The following is a 23,758-nucleotide window of genomic DNA, read 5'->3' as shown; positions in this document are numbered from 1 at the left end:
GGGTCGTTTAGGATACGTATCCGGCAACGACTTGCAGCAGTTTGTAAGCCGTGCGGGCATCGCTGCCGACCACGTCCAAAAACTCTTCGGCGCCGATCCGAAGACAGGTCAACTCACTGGCCGCACGCATGTCCAACGCGCGCGGTTCATTGCGGATCAGTCCCAGTTCGCCCACCAGTTTGCCCGCACCGGAAGTGGCGATCAGCACGTCATCCTTGCCCTCAACGGGCAGCAACAGGTCAGCTTTGCCTTCGGTGATCAGATAGGCCCCGCTGGAGGGGTCATCGTCTTTGTGGAACACATATTCGCCCGTCTTGGCCTGATACCAGCGCGCACTAAAAGCAAGCAGGCGCAATTGCTTACGCTCCAGCCCCGCGAAAAGGTCGGTCTGTTCCAGCGCACGCAGTTTACGCGCAAGATCAGCCCCTACCGTGTCATCCTCATCAACCGGCGCGGCGCTGGCGAGTGTTGAAATCCGGCCCTGTTGCAGAACGAACTGGGCATCAAAACCGCTGGTGTCGTCAAAGCTGGGCTGTAAGCAAATGATCGTCGCCTCTGGCAAAAGGCCGCGCAAACGGTCGTGCAGGCCGGCGCGGGTGGGCGCGTCAAAACTGGACAGCACATTGTCGAGGATCAGCACCTGCGGCCGCTTGATCGTGGCGCGGCTGATCGCCAGCGTTTCGGTCAACATAGCCGACAGATTGGTGCCCCCCAGCGTTAGCGGCAGATCAAAGATCAGGTCCAGCACCAGCCCTTCAAGCTGTGCCGCATACAGGGCATCCACTGCCACACCGCGCAGGGCGTCCCCTTGCGCACCGGCGGTTTCGGCAATCTTGCCAAACAGCACATTCTCCAGCACGGTCAGCCCTGCAACGGGGGTGTCGGGGGTGATCGGGCTCATCAATCCAGACAGGCTTTGCTGTAGGTCGGCCGCATGGCTTTGGCGGATTTCCAGCACGCGGTTAATGATCTTGTCGGGAAAGGCAGATCCCAGCTTTTCTGCAGATATGGCAAAGGTTACGGCCAGCAAAGACGCCTTGTCAGCAACACTTAAGGCGGCACCGTCGCGCTGTTTGGCCCGCAAATCAACCGCGGCTTCAAAGGTTGCCGGGTCAAGCCCCAATTTGCGAAACAGCGGGTGATCGGTGCCGTCCACGCCGAAAGTCTGGCGCAGGACATCAACGGTATCAACGGCCAGTTGCAGTAGATCCTGTTCAAGATCCAGCTTGGCAAGCAGTTCCATGAATTCGGTCTGTTCTTGCAAAAGTGCCGGGGTGATCACCTGTTTTGGGGTGGCGAAAATCAGGTTCTCCGCAACGGGCAGGGCTGGATTAAACTTTTGTTTGTCAAAGACATGGACATGTTCAGTCAATTCCGAACTGCGCAGTTTATCATGGACTTCGCCGCGCAGATTGACCAGGGCGGCCGCGAGTTCGGAGTGGGCATCTGCCTCGAAACGCTGATCCAGACCGCGCAGAAATAGGGCGCGGTCAATCTCCATCCCCTTGATCAGAGACAGCCACCACGCCCGTAGGCCGGTTTCACCGTCAATTTGCATGTCAGCCAGATCGAACCAGTTTGCCTCTGACGGATCCGTGCTGTTGCCTGCCCGCGCGCTTTCTTGTCCCAATGGCGTGAGGGTACCATCCCCTAAAGGGCGCAGCCGTAAGGGCAGAACTACGTTATCGCCAAAGCTGCCCAAAAACATCACCGGGCGCGAGGTGGCATGGCCAATGCGCTTGGCAATCGTTGCCTGATGCAGTTCGGACAGGGGCTGTCCGGCAAGGCTGACCTTGCCCGCTGATGGGATCACTTCGCGCATCAGCACTTCGGCAAAGGCACGGCGGTCTTCGTCGCTGGGTGCTGTGATGGCAACCGTGCTGCCTTTGGCAAAGGTCGCGCTGACATCTTCCAGAACCGCATTCCCGTCCGCGTCCTGAACGCTGATCGCGTTGAACGTTACATCACCAACAAGGGGGGGAATGTCGCCGGGGTCTGTGTCGAACAGGTCTGACGATACCATGCCGCTAGGCGCAAACCGTTCCATGATGATCTCCCAACGCAGGGCCATGTCCTGCGATTGATTGTAGTAGGCCAGCAGCTCTTTCCACGGACTGGACAGATCCTTGTAGGCCGCGAGGGCAGCGACTAGCGCGCCAACGGTGACTTCGCCGGTGATGGTCAGGTAACCGCCAATGGAATAAAAGAAAAACGGTGTGAGCTGGCCAATGAAGTTGTTGAGAAACTTCATAAAGAACTTCTTTTGGAAGATCTCGAAGCGGATCGCATAGAGCCGGCCCAGACGTTCGGAAAACAGTGCCATCCGATAGCGCCAGCCACCATTGGTGCGTAAGGTGCTGGCACCGGCCGCCCCTTCGCCGATCTCGGCGGCCAAGGCCCGGATCTGGATCACGCGTTTCTTGTTCAGCAGGTTGATCTGTCGTTGCAACTTGGGGATCAGCCATGCTTGCAAGGGGATCAACGCGCATGCGGCAAGGCCAAAGGCGATGCTTTGCATGAACAGGAACACCAGAATGGTCAGCATCTGCCCAGCCTGCAACACGGGTTGCGCGACGGCATCGCCCATCAAACCGCCCATCGGTTCCGATTCCGATGTCACCATCGACACCAGTTCACCCTGGCTGGTGCGTTCAAAATAGGGGGTGGGAAAGCGCAGGATGCGCGCAATCAACGAATAGCGCAAGCGGCGCAAAAGCCGTTCCGCAAGCACCCCTTTCATCGTGTTGATCCGCATCTTCATGATGCCGTGGCCCAGCACGGACAACAGGAACGCCCCGCATAAAAGCATCAGGAATGTGATCTGGTCGACAGTAACGCCAAAGAAATTGATGTTATCCGACGCTGCACCAATCGCGTCGTTGATGATGCGTTTGGGCAGTTCGAGTGTGAGAAATAATAAGGGGAACAGAGTAAGCGTGACGGCCAGCAGGATCAGCTGATCGCGTTTGGAGTACTTCCAGATAAATGAGAACAGTGAAGGTTCGATGGAAATTGTCCGGAAATGAAAATTGGCAAATGGTGTGGTAACAGGGTTAACAAGAGCTGGCCTTCGAAATCAAATGAATTGCGCCGCGTTGTGAATTCACTACCATACCACTGGAGGAGAAAGCATCTTGGATACGGCGCTTAACACGGCCCTTTTGCTATTGGTCCTTTTGCAGGCCAAACACATGTTTGCAGATTTCTTTTTGCAGACCCCGCGCATGTTGGCGGCGCGCAGCACTTATGTCCATTTCGGACGGGCGGAACATGCTTTTCTGCATGCGATCCTGTCCTTTGTCGCGCTCAAGATCTGTGGCGCGCCATTGGTTTTTTCCATTGTTATCTGCGCAGTTGAGTGGGTCGCCCACTATCACATCGACTGGATCAAAGGGTGTCATTCCGAGCGCAAGAAACATGGCCCCACAGATGCCGCGTACTGGCGTGCGTTTGGCCTCGACCAACTGATGCACCAACTGACCTATATCGCCATGATCTGGGCCTTTGCGCGTTACGCGTTCTAGACCTTCACGACCTGCTTTCCTCCCTTCGAAAATCTGATTTCGACGCTGTCCAGCGGTTTTATTGTTGCTGGTTAACGAACAGTCTTTTTCCGGCCGTCTGATTGTAAGGCGGAAATGTGGCCAATTTTGTTCAAATTGCCATATTTCATCTATTATCAACGATTTGCTTGGAGGTTTGTCTTCAATTCGGGCATTTTCAGGACGGTGGGGGCCGTATTGACTTGGAAATGTCTTTTGCGATGGTTGTGAGTGAAGGGGAACCAGCAATGCCGATTGTGGCACTTTCGAGTCTGCAGAAAACGGGCCAGTTTGTTTCGGGCGATATGTTCGGTGCAAACGCGGTTTTTGGGCTGACAGAGGACGGGATTCCGACGGGTGCGTTTGCGGATGCGGCAACGGTTCTGGGCGTGCAGAATGTTCGCTTTGGCGGTGGGCAGGCGGACCTTGATCCGAGCAAGCCAAACGCCGCCGGTGAATTGCCGGTGCAAGGTGTCGATGCGATCAATGTTGTCGAGATGCCCGGCGGGGCCTTGCGCGCCGAGTTGGTTGAGTTTTTAGACTGGTGCGTGCGCACAACAGCCAGCGGCACCCCGACCAAAGCGACGTTGATCATTCCCACAAAGCACCTCAGCGCTGAAGATTACGCCGATTTCGCACAGGAGATCGAAGTCTTCGCCACAGCGGCCATGCAACAATATGGCGATGTCATTGCCGCGTTCCAGATGGGGAACGAATATTGGGAAATGGGCGAGACTTCATATGGTATCAAAGCATCGCTTGGGGCCGAAGCGCTGGCGCGGGGGATGGCAGCGGCAGGGGTGGCCGAGGCGGATCAGCCTGACATTCTGGTGCAGATGGGCACGGCGGGCAATCTGGGGTCGGAATTTCCTGCGGTTCCCGGCGTTTCCGATTTTGCGGCCCGCAATCAGGCGGCCAACAACCAGATCATTGATCAACTGAGCGAGGAAGCGCGCGCCGCGATTGATGGTGTCACCGAGCACTACTATTACAACAAGCTGGATTATGAATTTGCCGACCTCGACAGCGGGGTAAAGAACATCAACAAGGATTTCGACATCTGGTCGGACAGACTTGGCGACGATCTTGATCTGCGCATCACGGAATGGAACGTGAAAACCACAGCCGATACGCAGCATGGCATGGTGGCGGGCTCCAGTATGGTCAAACAATTCGCGAATATGATCGCGATTGGTGTAGAGGGTGCCCATGTTTGGGCATTGGATTACCATTCGCGCACAGCTTTGACGCTGGACACGGACGAAGGCGTTCGGCTGGATGCGCAAGGGCGGTTGACTAATTCGGCCCAAGGCGCGGTTTTCGATTTGATGTCGGATGCCTTGGTGGGCAAGGAACTGGTCTCGGCCGGATTTAGCAACGGCTTGCCCGAAATTGCGGTGACGGCTTATGCGGACGCGCAGGAGATGGTTTTTTACATTACCTCGCGCAGTCTGGAGGAGACAGGGTTCACGTTAGATCTGGCAGCCCATCTGCCGACAGCTGCGCCAGTAACTGCGGTGCAGATTTCGATGGATATGGACAGCTCGAATGGAATGCAATGGAGCGTTGGCGATGAGGCCAAAAGCGTTCTGGTGAACGGGCAACCGTATTTCTACAACGAACATGATGTCGATGTAACGCTGACGGATATGGTTTTTGCCGATGCCAGCGAAATTGCGCTGGAATTGAAACCATTCGACGTGATCGAATTGACGGTGCAGCTGGACACGTTGCTCGAACCTGAAGAGCCGCAAATTCAGGAAACACCACAGACACCAGCAACATCCGCCAAGCATTACTTTCTTGGGGATGAGGCGGATGACCTGATCCAGCTGACGGACAACATTGTCTTTATCGAAAGTGGTGCTGGCCTGGACACGCTTGTGGTGGACGCTATGAGATCCGACGCGGTGCTCGACATTGACGGTTTCGGCAGGCCCATCCTGAACGTAACCGGTTTTGCCCCTGAGGTGATCCTGACCAATCTGGAAAGGATAGAGTTTTCCGATGGGATGCTTGCGCTGGACATCGAAGGGAACAGTGGCCAGGCTTACCGGCTGTATCAGGCCAGCTTTGCCAGAACGCCGGACGAGGCGGGGTTGGAATTCTGGATGCAACAGCTCGACAGCGGGGCGCTGTCCCTTTTGGACGTCGCGGAGCAGTTTTTAACGTCGGCCGAATTTTCAGGAACTTACGGACAGAATGAAACCCTTGGGGATGCCCAGTTCATTGACCTGCTCTATGAAAACGTGCTGGATCGTTCTCCTGATGCGGCAGGTTATGATTTCTGGCTGACCCAAGCTGCCCAAGATGTGTCGCGCGAACAGATGTTGATCTCATTTTCCGAAAGTGACGAGAACAAGCAACTGGTTGCGCCGGCAATTGATGATGGCATCTGGTTCAGCTAGAACGCGAGCCGGCCCGCTTTTGGGGCACCGTTGTTTAACGGCACCGCCTGTTTTAACGCAGCTTAACCCTTTTGATTTCGCTGCCCCAGCCAGAAATATTATCGCGGGCCTGAATGCCGACTTCGGTCATACCCGCAGGAATTTCCACGCCTGACAGCGAGCGCGTGAAAGGCTGTTCGTTGGTATGTGGATGCGCCAAATTGCGCAGACCCAGTTCGTTGCCATCCATATCCACAACGCGCCAGGCATCTGCGTAATGATCCCACCCCGTGTCGCCATGTTTTAAGGTGACATCAAAACTCCAGTAGTTGCCCGATTTTCTGGCCGCTACGTTTTCGATCTGTGGGGAGTCGGCAAAGACCAAGGTTGAAGAAAGAAACAATGCAAGGGTCGAAGAAATAATGCGTGTAAACATGACATCACCAATTGAGTTGGGTGGTATGTAATCTACTGTACTATTTTTCCAAGAGGATGCCACGCGACTGTGAAGCGAATTCCCGCCGCCAGATGACGATAAGTGTCATTATTGCACCAGCAAGCAGCAGTACAGGGCCGCCCAGCCAGCAAACAGAGGCGAGTGAAAAGTAAACAGCCCGCAGGCCACGGTTGAAGCTGCGCGCGGCTGTGACGTTCAATTCGCCAGCTTTGCGGGCCATTTCTGGTGCCCGCGGATCGGTTGGATCATTCGGAACCGCTCCCATTATCACAGAGCAATAGCCGAAAAGCCGGTTGGACCAGACGAATTTTAAAAATGCATTGGTCAGAAAAAACACCACCAAGAGCAGCTTGATTTCCCAAACGATGGGGGGATGCGCCGCCAATGTCAGATCCTGTGCCACCACGGCAAGGTTGTTCGCATTACCAATCACCGCAAGAATGCCGCCGATTGCAATCATCGAGGTCGAGGCGAAAAATGAGGTGCCCTGGCGCAGCGTGGCGATGGTCTGGGCGTCAAAAATGCGCGGCTCGCGGGTCAGCATTTGTTGCATCCATTCGCGCCGGTAATTCGCCATGATCATCGACACCGACGGTTGACGGGCGCTGGCGTGTTCGATGCGCCAGCCAATCACAAGCCAGACGCAGAACAGCGTGCCAAGGGCGACAAAATCCAAAGGGGCAAAGAGGGCAAGGCGATCGGTCCAGTTCATGGTATGCTCATAGAGTGGTGAGATGCATCTTGCCAGCTTTCATAATTGGTAATATTAGTTTACCAAAACCCGAGGTGCCGATATGGAAATGCCAACGCCGGATAAAAGAGTGATTGCGCGTAAGGCGCGGGTCGTTGCACGGTTGCAGTCTGTGCTGCCCGCAGATGCGGTTATCCACGACGAACGTGAAACGCGGGCCTATGAGTGTGACGCGCTGACGGCCTACCGCTGCCCGCCAATGGTCGCGGTTTTGCCGTCAACCACGCAAGAAGTCTCGGACGTTTTGCGCATCTGTCATCAGGAAGGCGTGCCTGTGGTGCCGCGCGGGTCGGGGACGTCTTTGGCGGGTGGGGCCTTGCCCACGGCGGATTGTGTGATCCTTGGCGTCGCACGCATGAGTGATGTGATCGAGACGGATTACGACAACCGGCTCGTCCGGGTGCAGACAGGGCGCACCAACCTGTCGGTGACGGGGGCCGTCGAAACGGACGGATTTTTCTATGCGCCGGACCCGTCCTCGCAACTGGCCTGTGCCATCGCAGGCAACATCGCGATGAATTCAGGGGGCGCGCATTGTTTGAAATACGGGGTAACAACGAACAACTTGTTGGGCGTGACCATGGTGATGATGGACGGGGAGATCATCGAGATTGGCGGCGGTCATCTGGACGCGGGCGGTTTGGACCTGTTGGGGGTTATCTGCGGCTCCGAAGGTCAGTTGGGTGTCGTGACCGAGGCCACCTTGCGGATATTGCCCAAGCCTGAAGGGGCGCGACCTGTGCTGATGGGATTTGATGACAATGAGGTGGCGGGTGCCTGTGTCAGCGACATCATCAAGGCCGGCGTTTTGCCTGTCGCCATCGAATTTATGGATCGCCCCTGCATCGAAGCAACAGAAGCGTTTGCCAAGGCGGGGTACCCCATGTGCGAGGCCTTGTTAATTGTCGAAGTTGAAGGATCGGATGCCGAGATCGATCACCAACTGGAGCTGATTATGCAGATTGCGCGCCGGCACAATCCTGTGGAGCTGCGCGAAAGTAAATCGGCAGAGGAAAGCGCGAAGATCTGGCTTGGGCGCAAGTCGGCCTTTGGTGCTATGGGGCAGATCAACGATTATATGTGTCTGGACGGGACCATTCCGGTGTCGGCCCTGCCGATGGTGTTGCGGCGGATTGGCGAGATGTCGGAAGAGTTCGGGCTGAAGGTAGGCAACGTATTTCATGCGGGCGACGGCAATATGCACCCGCTGATCCTGTTCGATGCCAATAAGCCCGGTGATCTGGAGCTGTGCGAAGCATTCGGTGCCGAAATCCTGAAGCTGTGTGTTGAGGTCGGGGGCTGTTTGACCGGCGAACACGGCGTCGGAATTGAAAAGCGTGATCTGATGCATGTGCAATATGAACCGGCGGATCTGGAAGCGCAGATGGCGGTGAAAGATGTGTTTGATCCGGCGTGGTTGTTGAACCCGGCCAAGGTGTTCCCGCTGGATGTTTCCGAAGCGCGGCGTGCTGTGGTTTTGGCGGCGCAATGAGTGGTCGCGATTGAGGATGGTGGGGATGAGAATGCGGACAGTATATAAGGCCAAAAAGAGATGATGGTTGCGAGTGAAGCAGAGCTGGCGGCCTGTGTCGCGGACGCGGTTGATCCCTTGTCGATCCGGGGGGGCGATACACGCGGGATGGCGGGCGCGGGAGCGGCTTTGTCCGTTGCGGGGCTGTCGGGCATTACGCTTTATGAACCCGGCGCGCTGACCATGGTGGCGCAGGCGGGCACGCCGGTGGCCGAGATCGAGGCGTCGTTGGCCAAAGAAAACCAGCGATTGGCGTTCGAGCCGATGGATCATTGTGGTGTGATGGGACGGCAAGGTGACGCAACCATTGGCGGTGTTTTCGCCGCGAATGTCAGCGGGCCAAGACGGATCAACGTGGGGGCGGCGCGGGATTTCCTATTGGGTGTGCGCTATGTCGACGGGCGCGGCGTTGTTGTGAAAAACGGCGGGCGGGTGATGAAGAATGTCACCGGTTATGATCTGGTAAAGTTGATGGCGGGGTCGTTTGGCACTTTGGGGGTGTTGAGCGAAGTGTCATTCAAGGTTTTGCCAAGGGTAGAGACGCAGGCGTCGCTGGTGTTGCACGGGTTGGACGACGCGCAGGCAGTGACGGCGATGAGCCGTGCGATGGGCAGCCCGTTTGAAGTGACAGGTGCGGCGCATGATCCGGCAACGCGGCAGACCGTGCTGCGGGTGGAAGGGTTCGAGGCCAGTGTTGCGTACCGGATCGAGCAGTTGAAAACGCTGCTGAGGGCCCAGGCGGACCATATGACGGTTTTGGCGTCCTCCGATTCCGATGCATTCTGGATCAAGCAGCGCGATCTGACCGCTTTCCACGGGGGCGAGGGCGACGTTTGGCGGGTGTCTTGCAAGCCCTCTCTGGCACCAGCATTGATCGGCAAGGCCGGTGCGCAGGCGCATGTGTTGGATTGGGCTGGCGGGTTGCTTTGGCTGCGGATGGCACAGGGAGCTGATCTGCGCAAAAGGCTTGGCCCATTTGACGGACATGCGACGATTGTCCGTGCGGATGCGCAGACCAAAGCGCAGTTGGGGGTGTTTCATCCCGAAGCGGCAGGTGTGGCGAAATTGACCGCTGGATTGCGGGCGCGGTTCGACCCTAAGGGGTTGTTTAGCCCAAGCCTGATGGGCGCGGTCGTATGATCCTTACGGCACTCTTTGTCGTGTTTTTTGTAGCGGGGCCTTTGGCCTTTCGCGGCTTGACCCGAGGCCGCGTACAACAGCGTTCACTCGGCGTCGGGACAGCGGTTTGCGCGGGTGCGGGGCTGGCGCTGCGTTACGGGTTTGCGGAACTGTGGGGGCGCAATGTGGCGCTGACCGTGCTTTCCATTGCGCTGATCTGGTTCGCGTGGATCGGCGTTTTGGCCTATGGTGCGCGAAAGCTGCGTCAGGTCGACGGCGGTCTGCGCATGCGACGCTGGACCGGCGTCATCGGGGCGGCAGGTACAACGATGCCGTGGTTCGGTCTGGCCTCGGCCAATCTTTTACAGGGGTAGCCGCCGTGCGCCCGACATAATCACCGGAGCTTTCATGCAGACGACATTTACTGACACACAGATGCGCGATCCGGCGATCCAACGTAGCAACGAGATATTGCGGTCTTGTGTGCATTGCGGGTTTTGCACGGCGACGTGCCCGACCTATCAGGTTTTGGGCGATGAATTGGACAGCCCGCGGGGGCGGATTTATCTGATCAAGGATATGCTGGAAAATGACCGCGACCCGGACGCGAAAACGGTCAAACATATTGACCGTTGCCTGTCTTGTCTGGCCTGTATGACCACCTGTCCGTCAGGCGTGCATTATATGCATCTGGTTGATCATGCGCGGGAATATATTGACCAGCGGTACAAGCGCCCTTTCACAGATCGGGCTTTGCGCTGGATGTTAGCGCGGATCCTGCCCTATCCGATGCGGTTTCGGGTGGCCTTGCTGGGGGCCAAGATCGGACGGCCCTTTGCGCGGTTCATGCCGGATGTACGGTTAAGGGCGATGTTGGAAATGGCACCCAAGGTGATCCCGCCGGTCAGCCGTAACGATGATCCACAAAGTTTCGCGGCCGTTGGCCCAAAGCGCAAGCGCGTTGCCCTGATGACGGGCTGTGCGCAAAAAGCGTTGAACACCGATATCAACGACGCCACGATCCGTCTTTTGACGCGGCTCGGGGCCGAAGTTGTGGTGGCCGAAGGGGCAGGGTGTTGCGGGGCTTTGACCCATCACATGGGCAAAACCGATGAAAGCCACGCCAGTGCCGCCAAGAACATCCGCGCATGGTGCCGCGAAATGGATGGTGAAGGGTTGGACGCGATTGTGATCAATACGTCGGGCTGCGGTACAACGGTTAAGGACTACGGGCATATGTTCCGCAATGATCCGCTGGCGGCTGATGCGGCAAGGGTGTCGGCGATTGCCCGCGATGTGTCCGAAGTTTTGATGGATCTGGAGCAGGATGCGCCTGCACACGGCACCGCGTCGGTCATTCCCGAGGGCATGGTGGTGGCGTATCATGCGGCCTGTTCCTTGCAACATGGTCAGCAGATCAAAACCTTTCCCAAGGATTTGTTGAAAAAGGCGGGGTTCACGGTGGTGGAGCCCGCCGACAGCCATTTGTGCTGTGGGTCGGCAGGCACGTATAATCTGATGCAACCCGAGATTTCAGGCCAGTTGAAGGCGCGTAAATTACGCACGCTTGAGGCCAAGAACCCCGATGTCATCGCGGCGGGCAATATCGGCTGTATGATGCAGATCGGATCGGCGGCATCGGTGCCGGTGGTGCACACGGTTGAGCTGCTGGATTGGGCATCGGGAGGGCCGAAACCGGCGGCGTTTACGGATGTAAACCGGCGTGATCCTGCGATTCCCCGCCTGCGGTAACGCATTTGCCCTAATTTTGCCGCAAGTCGTCTGTAGCTGCTTGATTATAGCAAATTTGGAGACTTTCGGTGCGGCGTTGGGTGGCTCTTACTTTGATGATGGCTGTCATCACGACAGCAGCTTTTGCACAGGATGCAAGGCTGAAACGCCTGAGTTCTGGTGTGGATGCGACCGCATGGGAAGCTGTCGGGCGTCTGAATATTGGCGGAGCGGGATTTTGCACCGGTGCCTTAATTGCGCCGCGATTGGTGCTGACGGCGGCGCATTGCCTGTATGATCGCGACACAAAGCTGCGAATTGATCACGGGACAGTGCAGTTTCTAGCGGGCTGGCGCAACGGACGGGCCGGTGCGTACCGCGACATTCGCCGCGCGGTGGTTCACCCTGATTTTGTCTATGATGGCGATGTGTCATCGGATCGTGTGCGCAACGATCTGGCCCTGTTGGAATTGCAGCGGCCCATCCGTAATACTACGATCAAACCTTTCGGCACCGCTGCGCGGCCCCGTCCGGGGGATTCCGTTGGTGTCGTTAGTTATGCCAAGGATCGTTCCGAAGCCCCGTCTTTGCAGGAAGTCTGCAAGGTTCTGGCCCAACAGGAAGGCGTTCTGGTCACATCCTGTTCGGTGGATTTCGGTGCCAGTGGGGCCCCGATTTTCAGTTTCCATGACGGGGAAGCCCATATTGTTTCAGTAGTTTCGGCCAAGGCCGAAGTCGACGGGCAGCGGGTTTCTTTGGGCACCGCCTTAGGCGCGACTTTGGCGGTTTTGCAGGCCGAGTTAGTCGCCGGCAAAGGTGTGTTTCAAGATGATGCGCCACGGCGTAAACGGGTGTTGGTTGGTCAGGGCAATGCCAGCACCGGCGCAAAGTTCGTGAAGCCATGAAGATATTTGTGAACATCGCGATGGCCGCACTATGTGCGATGATGCTGGGCGGTGCGGCGGATGCGCAATCCACCAAGTTGCGCAAGCTGGGCACCCAGAACGATGCGCTGGCTTGGCAATCCGTCGGCCGGCTGGACATCGGGCGCAGCGGGTATTGCACGGGCACGCTGATCGCGCCGGATCTGGTCTTGACCGCGGCCCATTGTGTGTATCAGAACGGAAAATTGGTAACGCCCGCAAACATGACCTTTCGTGCAGGGCTGACCAATGGGACGGCTGCTGCAAAGCGGGTGGTGTCCCAGATAGAGGCGCATGTCGGGTATACTCCGAATCGCGGTTATGATCTTGATAACGTGCGTCATGATTTGGCTTTGGTGCGGCTTTCCGATCCGATCCCGACCCATGAACTGAACCCTTTTGCAGTCTTTTCCAGCGCGATCCCCAAAGGGCCGGTCAGCGTTGTGTCCTATGGGCGCGGACGTTCGGATGCTCTGTCGCGGCAGAACCAGTGTCAGGTGATGGGCATGCGGGACCGGCTGATTGTGCTGGATTGCGACGTCACATTCGGGTCAAGCGGTGCGCCGGTGTTTACTCATTTGAACGGGCGCGCGCAGATCGCTTCGGTAATTTCGGGCGGGGGCACCTCTGCCGGTAAGGAAGTTGCATTTGGCATGGCGCTGCCGCAGCTGATTTCCGATCTCAAACGCCAGATGCGGGCGAACAAAGTGCGCCCCGGTGCCAAAATCCGGCGGGTGACCGTCGGGACGCGCAAGACATCCACCGGCGCAAAATTTGTACGCGCGAACGGGTCTTGAAACCGTAAACCATCCTTCCCACATGAGTGACATCAAGATGCCTAATCAGGGTCTTGGTGACAGAAACAGGGCCTGTCCAATAACGGAAGGTCCAACATTCAATCGCTCTAGAATGAGGATGAACACGATGAGAACCTATGATTTTGCACCGCTGTACCGTTCAAGCGTCGGCTTTGACCAGATCGCCAGCATGATGGACCGCGCCCTGCGCGCCGACAGCACAACGCAAAGCTATCCCCCTTACAACATCGAAAAACTGCAAGACGACGCCTATCGCATTTCCATCGCGGTCGCCGGCTTTTCGGACAATGACCTGTCCGTCGAAGTGCGCGACAAAGCGCTGATCGTGTCTGCCCGCAAGGCGGATGAGGAAGAAGGCAAAACTTACCTGCACCGCGGCATCGCAACGCGTGCCTTTGAACGCCGTTTCCATTTGGCAGACCACGTTCAGGTGACCGGCGCAGAGCATGTCGATGGCATGTTGCACATCGAGCTGGAGTTGCAGGTGCCCGAAGCCCTGAAACCCCGCCAGATCCAGATCGCTTCTGACGTGAAGCGGGTGGAGAAGGATGTCGTCGATGCGAAATCCGTCAACTGAGGCAGCTCGGGCATGACCCGACAGCCCTTGACGGCGACAGAGTTCTGAACCTCCTCCCCCGAGACAGACTCTGTAAGGTCCGGTGCCACGCGCACCGGACCTTTTTTATGGCTGGCGACGTTCGCTACTCGGCCGACAGGCTTTGCGCCAGCCGCATCAGTTGCACGGCTTCAGCGCGATAGCCGAAAGGATCATCGCCCTTGGTTTGCGTCGCCAGCTTGATCGCATCGGCGTAAGTCCAATCGCCCGTATAGGTCCCGTCGCGTAGCAGTTGACCGAACCCCGCGATGGCAGTGGCAAAACCGGCCTCGCCCGTTACGGTGGCCTGAACCGGCGTTTCGATCAGCGCACTGGTATCGCTGCCCGGCGCTTTGTAGCGCAGCCGCAGAAAGGCCAGTTCGTCGCTGGCGTCCTGAGCAATCACAGGTGCGCCATAGCGCAGCGGGTCATTGCGTTCGGCGGCTGATCCTGTCGGTGTAACCTCGTAAATCGCGGTGACTTGGTGGCCTGCGCCAATGTCGCCTGCATCTACCTTGTCGTTGTTAAAATCCTCGCGGTTCAACGCGCGGGTTTCATAACCGATCAGACGGTATTCTGATACAGTAGCCGGATTGAATTCGATCTGAATTTTCACGTCATTCGCGATGGGAAAAAGGGCACCGCCCAATTGATCCACCAGCACCTTCTGCGCTTCAGACAATGTGTCGATGTAAGCAGCCTGCCCGTTGCCGTTTTGCGCCAGCGCTTGCATCGTCGCGTCGTTCAGATTGCCACGGCCAAAGCCCAGAACGCTAAGGTAGGTGCCGCTGTCGCGCTTATCCGCGATATAGTCCTTCAGCGCGTCGGGGTCGTTCAGCCCGACATTGAAATCACCGTCGGTGGCAAGGATGATCCGGTTCACGTCTCCCTCCTCGGACATGGCGGCGGCGGTGGCATAGGCCTGTTGCAGTCCTGCCTGCCCAGCCGTTGATCCGCCTGCGCCCAGATTTTCCAGTGCATTCAGAATAGTCGCGCGGTCGGATGCCGCAGTGGGGGCCAGAACTTCACCCGCCGAACCGGCATAGGTGACGATGGCAATCTGGTCTTCAGGGCGCAGCTGGCCCAGCATCAGACGGAAACTTTGTTTCAGCAGCGGCAGTTTATTGGGCTGCTCCATAGAACCAGAGGTGTCGATCAGGAACACAAGGTTCAGCGGGGGACGGTCGGCCAGATCGGGCAGCGCCCCCTGAATGCCGATGTGCAGCAATTGCGTGTCCGCGTTCCACGGAGTCGGGGTCAGTGTGACGGTCGGCTGAAACGCGTCAGTGCCAGTTGGCGCGGCATATTCGTAAGGGAAATAATTGATCATTTCCTCTATGCGCACCGCGTCTTTTGGCGGCAACTGACCGTTGCTCAAAGAGTTGCGGATCACTGCGTAAGACGCGGTATCCACGTCGATAGAAAAGGTCGACACAGGCGTTTGGGTTGTGACCTGCACGGGATTCGTGTCCGCGTTGGCAAAGCTTTCTGTAGTGCTTTCGGGGACGGGCAACATTACGGGCGCATCCAGCATCATGCGACTGGTGGCGGGCGCGGGGGCGATCATCGGCATGGGGCTGACGGGGGCGGTTGCCATGCTGTCAGCGGCCATTTCGGCGGCGACCACTGGCGCGCTTTCGGTCATGCCCGCGACGTCCTCGGGCGCGGTTTTGCGCAACACAACGGCGGGTGCTTCCTGAATGGGCGCGGGTTCGAATGCGGCATCCGAGGTGGTCGGCATCAGGTTTTCGCCCAGTGGCGACAGCATCACGAGGCCAACTGCAACAATGGCGGTCGACGCGGTAAGACCGGCGCGCGAGGTGATGGTGGTCAGCATGTTTCGTACTCCTGAGATAAGGCCCTTTTTCGGGCGATCAGAAGTAAGACGCGCCGCGTCCCGTGATCCTTGGAGGTCGGCAAAGTTTTTTTGCGCCAAGGCGATATTATCGGCCTTTTTCTTGGAATCGGGGCCGGGTGTGGCGGCGTATAACAGGGATTTCAATTCATCGAGGTCGTCGCTCATGGCGTGTCCTCCTTGCGCAGGGTTGCGAGGTGTTTTTTGGCTTGGCTGATGCGCCAGCTGATGGTGCCTTCCGAAACGCCCAGAATGTCGCCGGCCTGTGCATGGGTCATCTCATCAAGGATCAGCGCGAGCGTATCGCGCAGGTCGTCAGGCAGGGCGCACATGGCTTGTGTTAACCAATCCAGTGCTTCGTCGGCTTCTTCATTGGCGGCGCGGCGGCTGACTTCCCAATCTCCCCAACCTTTGGCGGCCTTGGCGTGGGTTGCCGCGCGGCGGCGGCGGTCATGGGCCGCGTTCACACACAGACGATAAGCCCATGTGGTAAAGGATGCCTCGCCGCGAAAGCTCTGCAATTTTGCGGGCAGGGCGGCGCAGATATCCTGGGTCAGATCCTCGGCTTCGGGTTGGGATCCGGTCAGCCGGAAACACAGGCGGAACAGGCGGTCATAATGCCGCTCTATCAGCGCAGCAAAAGCACCAGCATCGCCACCAGCCGCCGCGAGGGCCAGAGAGGTATCGTCGGTTTGCATCAACATCACCTACGTATGACGCGCGCGCTGCGTCAATCCTTGGCTGTTGTAGAAATTTATTTTCTGAACGGCTTGGCAACTTCTTTGCGCGATAGAGGGGGCGGCGGCGATCTTGAGGTATCCATGCAAATAGTTCTGCGCAATCTGTTGTTTGCCTTTACGGGGCTGTCGGGCAGTGTGGCCCAAGCGGAAGCGGTTTCGATCCTTGGCAAAAATGTCCTGAACGCAGATCGCGGCAGCCTGTTTGTCGCCGCGCGGTCGCCGCAGTCGGGGCAGACTGCAGCGCTGTTTATTGATCGGGATCACAGGGGCATGTTTTCAGACCGGCCCGCGCATGTGCCGGCCTATGCCAGTGCGCCTGCAATCCTGCGTGGCACAGACGTGCAAGTGATCCGCGCGCTGATCGAGGAAGCCGAGTCGCGCCGTGACGGCTATGATGCGGTGCAGCACGGGGCGCGGATCAAGCCGCGCAAACGGCCCACGCAGATGACATTGGCCGAGATTTTCGACTGGATCAAAGCAACGCCGGGGCAACCGCACGCGATTGGTCGTTATCAATTTGTGCCGAAAACCCTGCGCCGTGTGGTGGCCAAGGTGGGGGCGAAACCGACACAGCGGTTTGATGCCAAGATGCAGGACAAGCTGGCAGATGTTTTACTGGTTGAGGCAGGGCTGCACAGGTTTCGCGCCGGTGCATTGGGGCGCAAGGGCTTCATGAACAATCTGGCAAAGATCTGGGCGGGTTTGCCCAATAGCTCGGGGAAATCCCACTACGAGGGTTATGCAGGCAACAAGGCGTCAATCACGTTGCGCCGGTTTGATGCTGTGATGGCGCGGATTTCGCCGGATCGAGGGTAGGGTAGGGCGGGGTTAACCCCGCCCTACGGATCATACAGACATACAGATGTATTTCATTTCGAGGTAATCCTCGATGCCGTGGTGGCTGCCTTCGCGGCCAAGGCCGGACTGTTTGACGCCACCGAACGGTGCCACCTCTGTCGAAATGATACCGGTGTTCACACCAACGATGCCGTATTCCAGCGCTTCGGCGACCTTGTAAACGCGGCTGAGATCTTTGGCGTAGAAGTAGGAGGCCAGACCAAAGATCGTGTCGTTTGCCATTGCGATCACCTCGTCTTCGTCCTCGAACTTGAACAGGGGTGCAAAGGGGCCAAAGGTTTCGTCCTGTGCGACCTGCATGTCCTGCGTGACGCCCGTGACGATTGTGGGCGGCAGGAAGTTACCGTCCATCGCGCCATTGCCACCAAGGATCACGGTGGCCCCTTTGGAAACCGCGTCATCAATATGTTCTTTGACCTTTTCGCCAGCGGCGGTGTTGATCAGCGGACCAAGGTCTACGCCCTCTTCAAAGCCGTCACCGATTTTCATGGTTTCAACGCGGGCTTTCAGGCGTGCGGCGAAGTCGTCGTAAACGCCTGCCTGCACATAGATGCGGTTGGCACAGACGCAGGTCTGGCCGTTGTTGCGGAATTTGCACAGGATTGCGCCCTCAACAGCGGCATCCAGATCGGCATCATCAAACACGATGAACGGCGCATTACCGCCCAGTTCCATTGAGCATTTCATGACTTGATCAGCGGCTTGCTTCAACAGGATGCGACCCACTTCGGTCGAGCCGGTAAAGGTAATTTTGCGCACGGCCGGGTTTTCGCAGAACTCTTTGCCCACGGCAGAGGACGACGAAGACGGCACCACGTTGAACACACCCGCGGGGATGCCTGCGCGCTCGGCCAGCACACCCATGACGATCGCAGACAGTGGCGTTTCGGCTGCAGGGCGGGCGACAAATGCGCAACCGGCGGCCAGCGCAGGCGCGGCTTTGCGGGTAATCATTGCGTTGGGAAAGTTCCAAGGCGTGATTGATGCGGCAACGCCGATGGGCTGCTTGATGACAGTGATGCGTTTGTCGCGCTGGTGGCCGGGGATTGTTTCGCCGTAGACACGTTTCGCTTCTTCGCCGAAAAATTCGATGAAGGACGCGCCATACCCGATTTCGCCTTTGGCTTCTGCCAATGGCTTGCCCTGTTCAGCTGTCAGGATTGCGCCAAGGTCATCCTGGTTCTCCATCATCAGGTCGAACCATTTACGCATCACGCCTGCGCGTTCCTTACCGGTCCATTTCGCCCATTCTTTTTGCGCGGTTTCAGCCTGCGCAATCGCGCCTGCGACCTGTGCGCGGCTCAGGTTTGCGACCTTGGCGACAACATCGCCGCGCGCTGGGTTCAGCACATCGAAAGTGCCGTCTTCGCCATCTACCCATTTACCACCAATATAGGCACGGGTTTCCAGCAAGCTTGGATCGTTCAAAAGGGATTTCAGGTCAGTTACATTGGTCATCGGGATTCTCCGCTAGGGTTGCGGGACTCCTTTCAATTCTAATGCGATTTGTCCAGTTTTTCTTGGTCTACGCGCCTGTCGTAGGCATCAAGCCAGCGCGTGTTTGCCGTTGCGTGTCAACCGTTGGACAAGACGATCCGCGCGGTGACCGGGCAGGAGGGTGCGTGCAGGGGTGTTGGACGTTGTGCCGGCCATCAGGCCTGGAAAAAGCGCTGTGATTTCAGCGATGGCCGCGGGCGTCAGGCTTTTGCGGGCTTCGGCACCCAGATACAGTGTTTCGGCCGGAACATTATCGGCAAACACCACTTCATGCGCGTCGCACAGGAAATGCCAATAGGTCACGAAACCTTGATCGGTGACGGGCGTCACGCCGGGCAGAATCGTCAGTTTATGCGCGGGGACAAGCACCTGACGGGTGCCGGTCATGCGTTCCGCTACCTTGTTGTCCAGCATTACACGGTGTTGTCGGGACAGAACCATCGGACGGCTGGGGCATCCCAGCCCAAGACTGCCAGCCGCGAACCGCACCGGCGTCATGCCACCGGTTGCCCGCACACTGCGCCCGCCAATCCACCGGATCGCTTGTGCCCCGTGATCCAGCGTTTCAACCAGATCACCGGCGTTTAATGTTTCGACCGCACGTTCGCCGCTGGGCGTTTTGATCATTGTGCCCTGCACAAAACAAACGGCAAAGTTGGAGGTCTGGCGTGAACCGGTCAGGCCGGAATAGCCGTTCCCGAATAGCGAATCCAAGGTCAGGGACCGGATCGCGCCTGCTTCCAATGCGGTCTGGTCGCCATTCGCCGAGAACTCGGGCGCGAGATAGGTATTGCCTGCCGTGTCTTGAAAAAGAACAGCGGTGATCGTGGCCGTGGTGCCATCCGTATAGGTGATCGTCGCGTTGTAGATCGACGTGCCATCAAAGGTCTGTTCGGGGCCGCCATCAAGACTGAATGTCTCATTGGCAAGGTTGTTGTTCATATCGTAGGCTGTGCCTGTGCCGCCGGCAAACCCTGTTGACCCCGGCGCAAAGGACTGCGTCTGTTCCCACAAAGGATTGGACACATCGCCGAACGTCAGCCCGACAAGATCACCGGCGTTTTCAGCAGTGGTATTGCCTTCGGTCGGGTCAATGAGTGACTGGACGCCGAGACTGATGACATTGAATGTGGTGGGCATAGGATTATTGGCAACTTTTAACAAAACACAGGTCGTCACGAGAAGGGATAGCCTTGCGATGCGGTGGTTCTGGGTCAAATTTGAGGCAAATCGTGAACAATTGTGTCATTCACTAAAAATGCGGGTTCGCAGGGCTTTGGCGGCTAAACCAATGGTTTTGCTCGCATGACGCGCAATGTCGCCTTGTATCCGTGGTTCAAGTTTGTCCAGAATTTGACGTTTTGGCAGGCCATCTGGTTTCTTCTGTTCCAGAACGCGCTGTCAGCCGCCGAAGCGATTCTGCTTTATGCTGTGTATGATGTGGCAACCACCGTGATGGAGGTGCCATCGGGGTATATGTCCGACCGACTGGGGCGGCGCCGCACCTTGATTGCGGCGGCATTTTTCGGCGCAGTCGGGGCCGGGCTCATTGCTGCTGGATCGGGGTTTGCGATCTTTGCCATTGCGCAGGTTTGTCTTGGGGCAACGGCTGCTTTCAGTTCCGGTACAGACAATGCGCTGCTGTATGAGTCTCTCAAGGCACAGGGGCGCGAAGCCGAAGTAGAGGCGCAAGAGACCCGTGGTTGGCAGGCGGCTTTGATGGGCCTTGCGTTATCGGCAATCACCGGCGGGTTTCTGGCCAGTTACGCTTTCCAATGGGCGTTTGTCGCGGGCGCGGCAGCGCAAGCGGTGGCACTGTGTATCGCGTGGCGCTTCGTCGAGCCGCCGCATGGCACACGCGCCATCGCCAACGCGGGACCATCCGGTCAATGGCAGCATTTTCGACAGGCGATGCAACGGTCCGTGCTGGTCTGGCTGTTTGTGCTATCAGTGCTCATGTACGGCTTTAGCCATGTGCCCTTTGTATTTGGTCAGCCGTTTATCGCCCAAGCGTTGGAAGGCGTGGCGTGGTCACCGCCCATCGTCAGTGGCGCGGTCAGTACAGTGATGATGCTGGTGTCGGTTCTGGCCTCGTTGATTGCAGTGAGGCTGCGCCAGCGGATTGGCTTGGCCGCGATTTTGCTGTTCGCTTTCGCGATCCAGATCGGGTTGATCGGGGTCTTGGCGCTGACCAGTTCTGCATTGGCCATTGCGGTGCTGTTCCTGCGTATGGTGCCTAATTCCTTTGCGCGCCCTTTCATCGTGGCGCGCATGCAGCCCCTGCTGGATGATACGGGGCGGGCAACCTATCTTTCGTTGCAAAGTTTTGTCGGACGATTGTTGTTCGCGGGCAGCTTGTTGCTGGCGTCGTCGCAGGTTCAGCAAGGGACGGTGATGGCATCCGCAGACATACAGGCGACCCTAGGCATCTATGCAATCGGCGGCGTTTTCTTTTTGCTTGCGCTTACGGGATTGGCGGGCTGGGCCAAGCTGGATGTCGATCGTACCGGTTAGCCCTTTCCAACACCAACGGCTTTTGTCACAGTCCAAGAAACAAGGCCCGCAGGTGATGTAAATCGTCGTTACATCGCCTATATTGAGTTTATCATTTTGAAGGAACGGAGTGTCGCATGGCAAATTTGGACGCACAGGTCAAAGAATCGCAGACGCAGGTGGCGCAGGCGCAAAGCAAAATTGCCGAGCTGACAAGCCGCATTGAAATCGCGCGTGCCAAGATGAAATCCGGCGATGACGCGATGATCGACATTGAAAACGCGACATTGGAAGATGTGCACGCCCACACCGATGTGATGAACGCCAATATCGCCGAGTTGATTATGGGGCTGGACGATGTGACCGCAGGATTCAGCCGCGATTTCGACGAGATGCGCAACAAGACCGGTTGGGAGAGCTTTGTCGGCATCTTCGCCAGCGCCAAATCGGATGCGATGCGGCAGGAACGTGTGCGCTCGGCCTCGATCGACGACAAGTTGCAGGATCTGATTTCCAAGTCCGACACGATTGTTCAATTGCTTGAAGGGCAATTGGCGATGCTGGAAGAACAAAAGATCAAGGTCGAGGATAACCTGACCGGCACGCTGGACGAGCGTGAATTTACGGTGGGCGAATTGGAAACCATCCGCGCGGACCTGCAAGCGATGGACCCAAGCATCATCAAACTGGAGAATGCGATTGCGTCGGAAACAGACGCTGCCAAACGCACCAAGCTTGAGACGGAGCTGGCCGAGGCGAACACCAAATACAATGCCTTGGTGCAAGAGGAGCAGGTCAAGCTGGCCAAATCCCAGACGCTGGAGCGCTATATCGAGAAGGGCAAAACCTGGATCGACTCTCTGCAAAATCAGGCGGCAACGCAGATGGTTTTGATCAACAAGTTGCAGACAGATACCAAACAACGGGTTGTGTTGTACGATGCGCTGACCAAATCGTTGAAAACCGCGCAGCAGCAGGATGTGGCGCACCGGATCAACGAGATCGGCGTGAAAACGGATCAGGAAGCACAAACAGCCATGGCGGGGATCGGCGCGGCGACGAATGCGCGCATGGCCGAGATGATGGAAAAGCACGAGGACCACATGGTGTTCGCCAGAGAAGTGTTGGAAGCGAAAGCGAAAGCGGACGAGCGCTTTGCGCGGCGGTTCCAGTCGATCATCGAGAAGCATGACAGCAATCAGTATGGTGGATAACGGCTCTTCAACATCCGGTTTAAGACCGGATTTTCATCGCACCCTATGCGGACCGGTTCCGAGCGTTCATGTCTGAGGTGAGTCGCGATCACGTTGGCCTGTCCGACACCTATGCCTCGCGCCGGTATTTCCGAAAATTCGAAGGCATCATGCAGCATATGTTGCATGTAGCAGGGGTCATGCAGGCCGAGGGCCAGTTGAACGAGGATGAGGTGGAAATCCTGACGCGCTATGCGGTCAAGCTGACCCATAGTTTCAAGGCCTTGGGGTTGAAGTATCTATTGGCGGGGCGTGAAACAGGACGGTTTTTCGGGTCTCTGACAATGGACAATCGTGACAGTGGTTTTCCGGTCGCCGAAGAACTTATGACCATGGCCAATGACGCGCAACAAGCGGGGGCGCACCTTGAAAACATGGCCGGTGTCGAGGCGCTGAAAGACCAGATGGTGCAGACCATTCTGGGTGCGCGCGAAATTCCGACGAAGCTGCAGTTTTCCCTGTCGCAGCGGTTGTATTACGAAGAGCTTTTGAAGGGTGATCTATTCTGGGTGCAAAATGACGCGCAGGCGCAATGGATCGGAAATATTTCCGAAGGGCGCCGCCGGTTCCGTTTGCATTGGGCCAGTTACGACAGTCAGGTGAACCTGCCGGTCATCTATTTGATGGAGCTGGAAGATACGGGAAAAATCGGGTTGCCCAAAGACCAGCGGCGCTGGCCCGAAGTACAGGCGCATTTAAGTGCACAGGCGCTGGGCGGGTTGAAACTTTTGACGATTGCCAAAGGGTTTGACGAGGATTTTGACGATCTGCACCCCAAACGGCTGCGCCGGTTTCATTTGGGGCCGATGTATTCGCATAGCTATACCAAACAGGCAGGGCCGTTACGCGAGGTTCTGGCAGAAGCAAAAGCACCTGCGGGGCAGGATTGGGCCTTGGTCTGGACCGAGGAAGAGCTGGTTTCGGACCGGGTCATCGCGCAGAAATCGGGATGGTTTTCGACGGTGGAGCGTGAGGTTTTCGCGCTGGATCCCTTTGCGGCGCAGGGATCGGACTTGGGGGCCACACGGCAGGAACGCAGCATCATTCTGCCGCAACGGGTATTTCAGGTTCTGGATGAAAAACAGCCGTCAGGCTTTGGCGCGGTGCGGAAATTTGTGGTCAGCGGGTCAGGGCGTGTGTTGCAGTATTAAACGCACACGAGGGGCGCTGGGCGTGAGTGCGGACAGTATATAAGGCCAAAAAGAGAA

Annotated in this window: 20 protein-coding genes; 13 read left to right on the top strand and 7 right to left on the bottom strand. The window is 57.3% G+C overall.

What is annotated here, in order from left to right:
* Positions 1 to 7: 7 nt before the first annotated feature.
* Positions 8 to 2,884: an ABC transporter transmembrane domain-containing protein gene (locus Z947_RS0120435; RefSeq protein ID WP_338057846.1), complete on the bottom strand. Its 2,877-nt coding sequence runs from the start codon at positions 2,882 to 2,884 to the stop codon at positions 8 to 10.
* A 250-nt stretch (positions 2,885 to 3,134) separates the two neighbouring features.
* Here Z947_RS0120435 and Z947_RS0120430 point away from each other — a divergent pair, with 250 nt between their 5' ends.
* Both Z947_RS0120430 and Z947_RS21615 read left to right on the top strand, forming a co-directional pair.
* The gene (locus Z947_RS0120430) at positions 3,135 to 3,524 is read left to right on the top strand and encodes a DUF3307 domain-containing protein (RefSeq protein ID WP_025046141.1); all 390 of its coding nucleotides are present in this window, start codon (positions 3,135 to 3,137) and stop codon (positions 3,522 to 3,524) included.
* A 266-nt stretch (positions 3,525 to 3,790) separates the two neighbouring features.
* Positions 3,791 to 5,950: a DUF4214 domain-containing protein gene (locus Z947_RS21615; protein WP_162171878.1), complete on the top strand. Its 2,160-nt coding sequence runs from the start codon at positions 3,791 to 3,793 to the stop codon at positions 5,948 to 5,950.
* Between the two features lie 52 nt (positions 5,951 to 6,002).
* Here Z947_RS21615 and Z947_RS0120420 read toward each other — a convergent pair whose 3' ends face one another.
* Both Z947_RS0120420 and Z947_RS0120415 read right to left on the bottom strand, forming a co-directional pair.
* A complete protein-coding gene (locus Z947_RS0120420) occupies positions 6,003 to 6,365 on the bottom strand; it encodes a hypothetical protein (RefSeq protein WP_025046139.1) in 363 nt (120 codons plus the stop codon).
* Positions 6,366 to 6,405: 40 nt separating this feature from the next.
* Complete coding sequence (locus Z947_RS0120415; RefSeq protein ID WP_025046138.1) at positions 6,406 to 7,098, bottom strand: DUF599 domain-containing protein; 693 nt, start codon at positions 7,096 to 7,098, stop codon at positions 6,406 to 6,408.
* Positions 7,099 to 7,180: 82 nt separating this feature from the next.
* On the opposite strand from Z947_RS0120415, the gene Z947_RS0120410 reads away from it, so the two are divergent.
* The 7 genes from Z947_RS0120410 to Z947_RS0120380 all read left to right on the top strand — a co-directional run bounded on the left by Z947_RS0120410 (position 7,181) and on the right by Z947_RS0120380 (position 13,836).
* The gene (locus tag Z947_RS0120410) at positions 7,181 to 8,629 is read left to right on the top strand and encodes an FAD-linked oxidase C-terminal domain-containing protein (protein WP_025046137.1); all 1,449 of its coding nucleotides are present in this window, start codon (positions 7,181 to 7,183) and stop codon (positions 8,627 to 8,629) included.
* Between the two features lie 60 nt (positions 8,630 to 8,689).
* Positions 8,690 to 9,808 carry an FAD-binding protein gene (locus tag Z947_RS0120405; protein WP_025046136.1) on the top strand — a complete coding sequence of 373 codons (1,119 nt, stop codon included), beginning with the start codon at positions 8,690 to 8,692 and terminating at the stop codon, positions 9,806 to 9,808.
* Positions 9,805 to 10,161 carry a hypothetical protein gene (locus Z947_RS0120400; RefSeq protein ID WP_025046135.1) on the top strand — a complete coding sequence of 119 codons (357 nt, stop codon included), beginning with the start codon at positions 9,805 to 9,807 and terminating at the stop codon, positions 10,159 to 10,161. The genes Z947_RS0120405 and Z947_RS0120400 overlap by 4 nt, the downstream gene beginning before the upstream one ends.
* A 34-nt stretch (positions 10,162 to 10,195) precedes the next feature.
* A complete protein-coding gene (glcF, locus tag Z947_RS0120395; RefSeq protein WP_025046134.1) occupies positions 10,196 to 11,539 on the top strand; it encodes a glycolate oxidase subunit GlcF in 1,344 nt (447 codons plus the stop codon).
* Positions 11,540 to 11,634: 95 nt separating this feature from the next.
* Positions 11,635 to 12,423 carry a trypsin-like serine peptidase gene (locus tag Z947_RS0120390; RefSeq protein WP_025046133.1) on the top strand — a complete coding sequence of 263 codons (789 nt, stop codon included), beginning with the start codon at positions 11,635 to 11,637 and terminating at the stop codon, positions 12,421 to 12,423.
* Positions 12,420 to 13,238 (top strand): trypsin-like serine peptidase, encoded by an 819-nt coding sequence (locus Z947_RS0120385; RefSeq protein ID WP_025046132.1) that lies wholly within the window; start codon positions 12,420 to 12,422, stop codon positions 13,236 to 13,238. The genes Z947_RS0120390 and Z947_RS0120385 overlap by 4 nt, the downstream gene beginning before the upstream one ends.
* 127 nt (positions 13,239 to 13,365) lie before the next feature.
* Positions 13,366 to 13,836 (top strand): Hsp20 family protein, encoded by a 471-nt coding sequence (locus tag Z947_RS0120380; protein ID WP_025046131.1) that lies wholly within the window; start codon positions 13,366 to 13,368, stop codon positions 13,834 to 13,836.
* A 124-nt stretch (positions 13,837 to 13,960) separates the two neighbouring features.
* Here Z947_RS0120380 and Z947_RS0120375 read toward each other — a convergent pair whose 3' ends face one another.
* Complete coding sequence (locus tag Z947_RS0120375) at positions 13,961 to 15,877, bottom strand: vWA domain-containing protein (protein WP_025046130.1); 1,917 nt, start codon at positions 15,875 to 15,877, stop codon at positions 13,961 to 13,963.
* The gene (locus tag Z947_RS0120370) at positions 15,874 to 16,407 is read right to left on the bottom strand and encodes an RNA polymerase sigma factor (protein ID WP_025046129.1); all 534 of its coding nucleotides are present in this window, start codon (positions 16,405 to 16,407) and stop codon (positions 15,874 to 15,876) included. Before Z947_RS0120370 ends, Z947_RS0120375 begins: the two co-directional genes overlap by 4 nt.
* A gap of 123 nt (positions 16,408 to 16,530) precedes the next feature.
* Here Z947_RS0120370 and Z947_RS0120365 point away from each other — a divergent pair, with 123 nt between their 5' ends.
* A complete protein-coding gene (locus Z947_RS0120365; protein ID WP_081781231.1) occupies positions 16,531 to 17,265 on the top strand; it encodes a lysozyme family protein in 735 nt (244 codons plus the stop codon).
* A 30-nt stretch (positions 17,266 to 17,295) separates the two neighbouring features.
* Here the strand turns inward: Z947_RS0120365 and Z947_RS0120360 are convergent, their stop codons facing one another.
* Entirely contained in the window at positions 17,296 to 18,765 is a 1,470-nt protein-coding gene (locus tag Z947_RS0120360; RefSeq protein ID WP_025046127.1) for an NAD-dependent succinate-semialdehyde dehydrogenase, read from the bottom strand.
* 87 nt (positions 18,766 to 18,852) lie between these two features.
* Positions 18,853 to 19,944 carry a Hint domain-containing protein gene (locus Z947_RS0120355; RefSeq protein WP_025046126.1) on the bottom strand — a complete coding sequence of 364 codons (1,092 nt, stop codon included), beginning with the start codon at positions 19,942 to 19,944 and terminating at the stop codon, positions 18,853 to 18,855.
* Positions 19,945 to 20,109: 165 nt separating this feature from the next.
* Here Z947_RS0120355 and Z947_RS0120350 point away from each other — a divergent pair, with 165 nt between their 5' ends.
* From Z947_RS0120350 to Z947_RS0120340, 3 genes are all read left to right on the top strand, one after another.
* Positions 20,110 to 21,318, top strand: a complete 1,209-nt coding sequence (locus tag Z947_RS0120350; protein ID WP_025046125.1) for an MFS transporter — start codon at positions 20,110 to 20,112, stop codon at positions 21,316 to 21,318.
* Positions 21,319 to 21,434: 116 nt separating this feature from the next.
* Positions 21,435 to 22,511 carry a hypothetical protein gene (locus Z947_RS0120345; protein WP_025046124.1) on the top strand — a complete coding sequence of 359 codons (1,077 nt, stop codon included), beginning with the start codon at positions 21,435 to 21,437 and terminating at the stop codon, positions 22,509 to 22,511.
* A gap of 68 nt (positions 22,512 to 22,579) precedes the next feature.
* A complete protein-coding gene (locus tag Z947_RS0120340; RefSeq protein WP_025046123.1) occupies positions 22,580 to 23,701 on the top strand; it encodes a hypothetical protein in 1,122 nt (373 codons plus the stop codon).
* Positions 23,702 to 23,758: the final 57 nt, after the last annotated feature.

The organism is Sulfitobacter geojensis (assembly GCF_000622325.1).
Taxonomy (GTDB): domain Bacteria; phylum Pseudomonadota; class Alphaproteobacteria; order Rhodobacterales; family Rhodobacteraceae; genus Sulfitobacter; species Sulfitobacter geojensis.
Note: the sequence above shows the minus strand (reverse complement) of the source record. Positions and strands in the feature narration are given on the sequence as shown.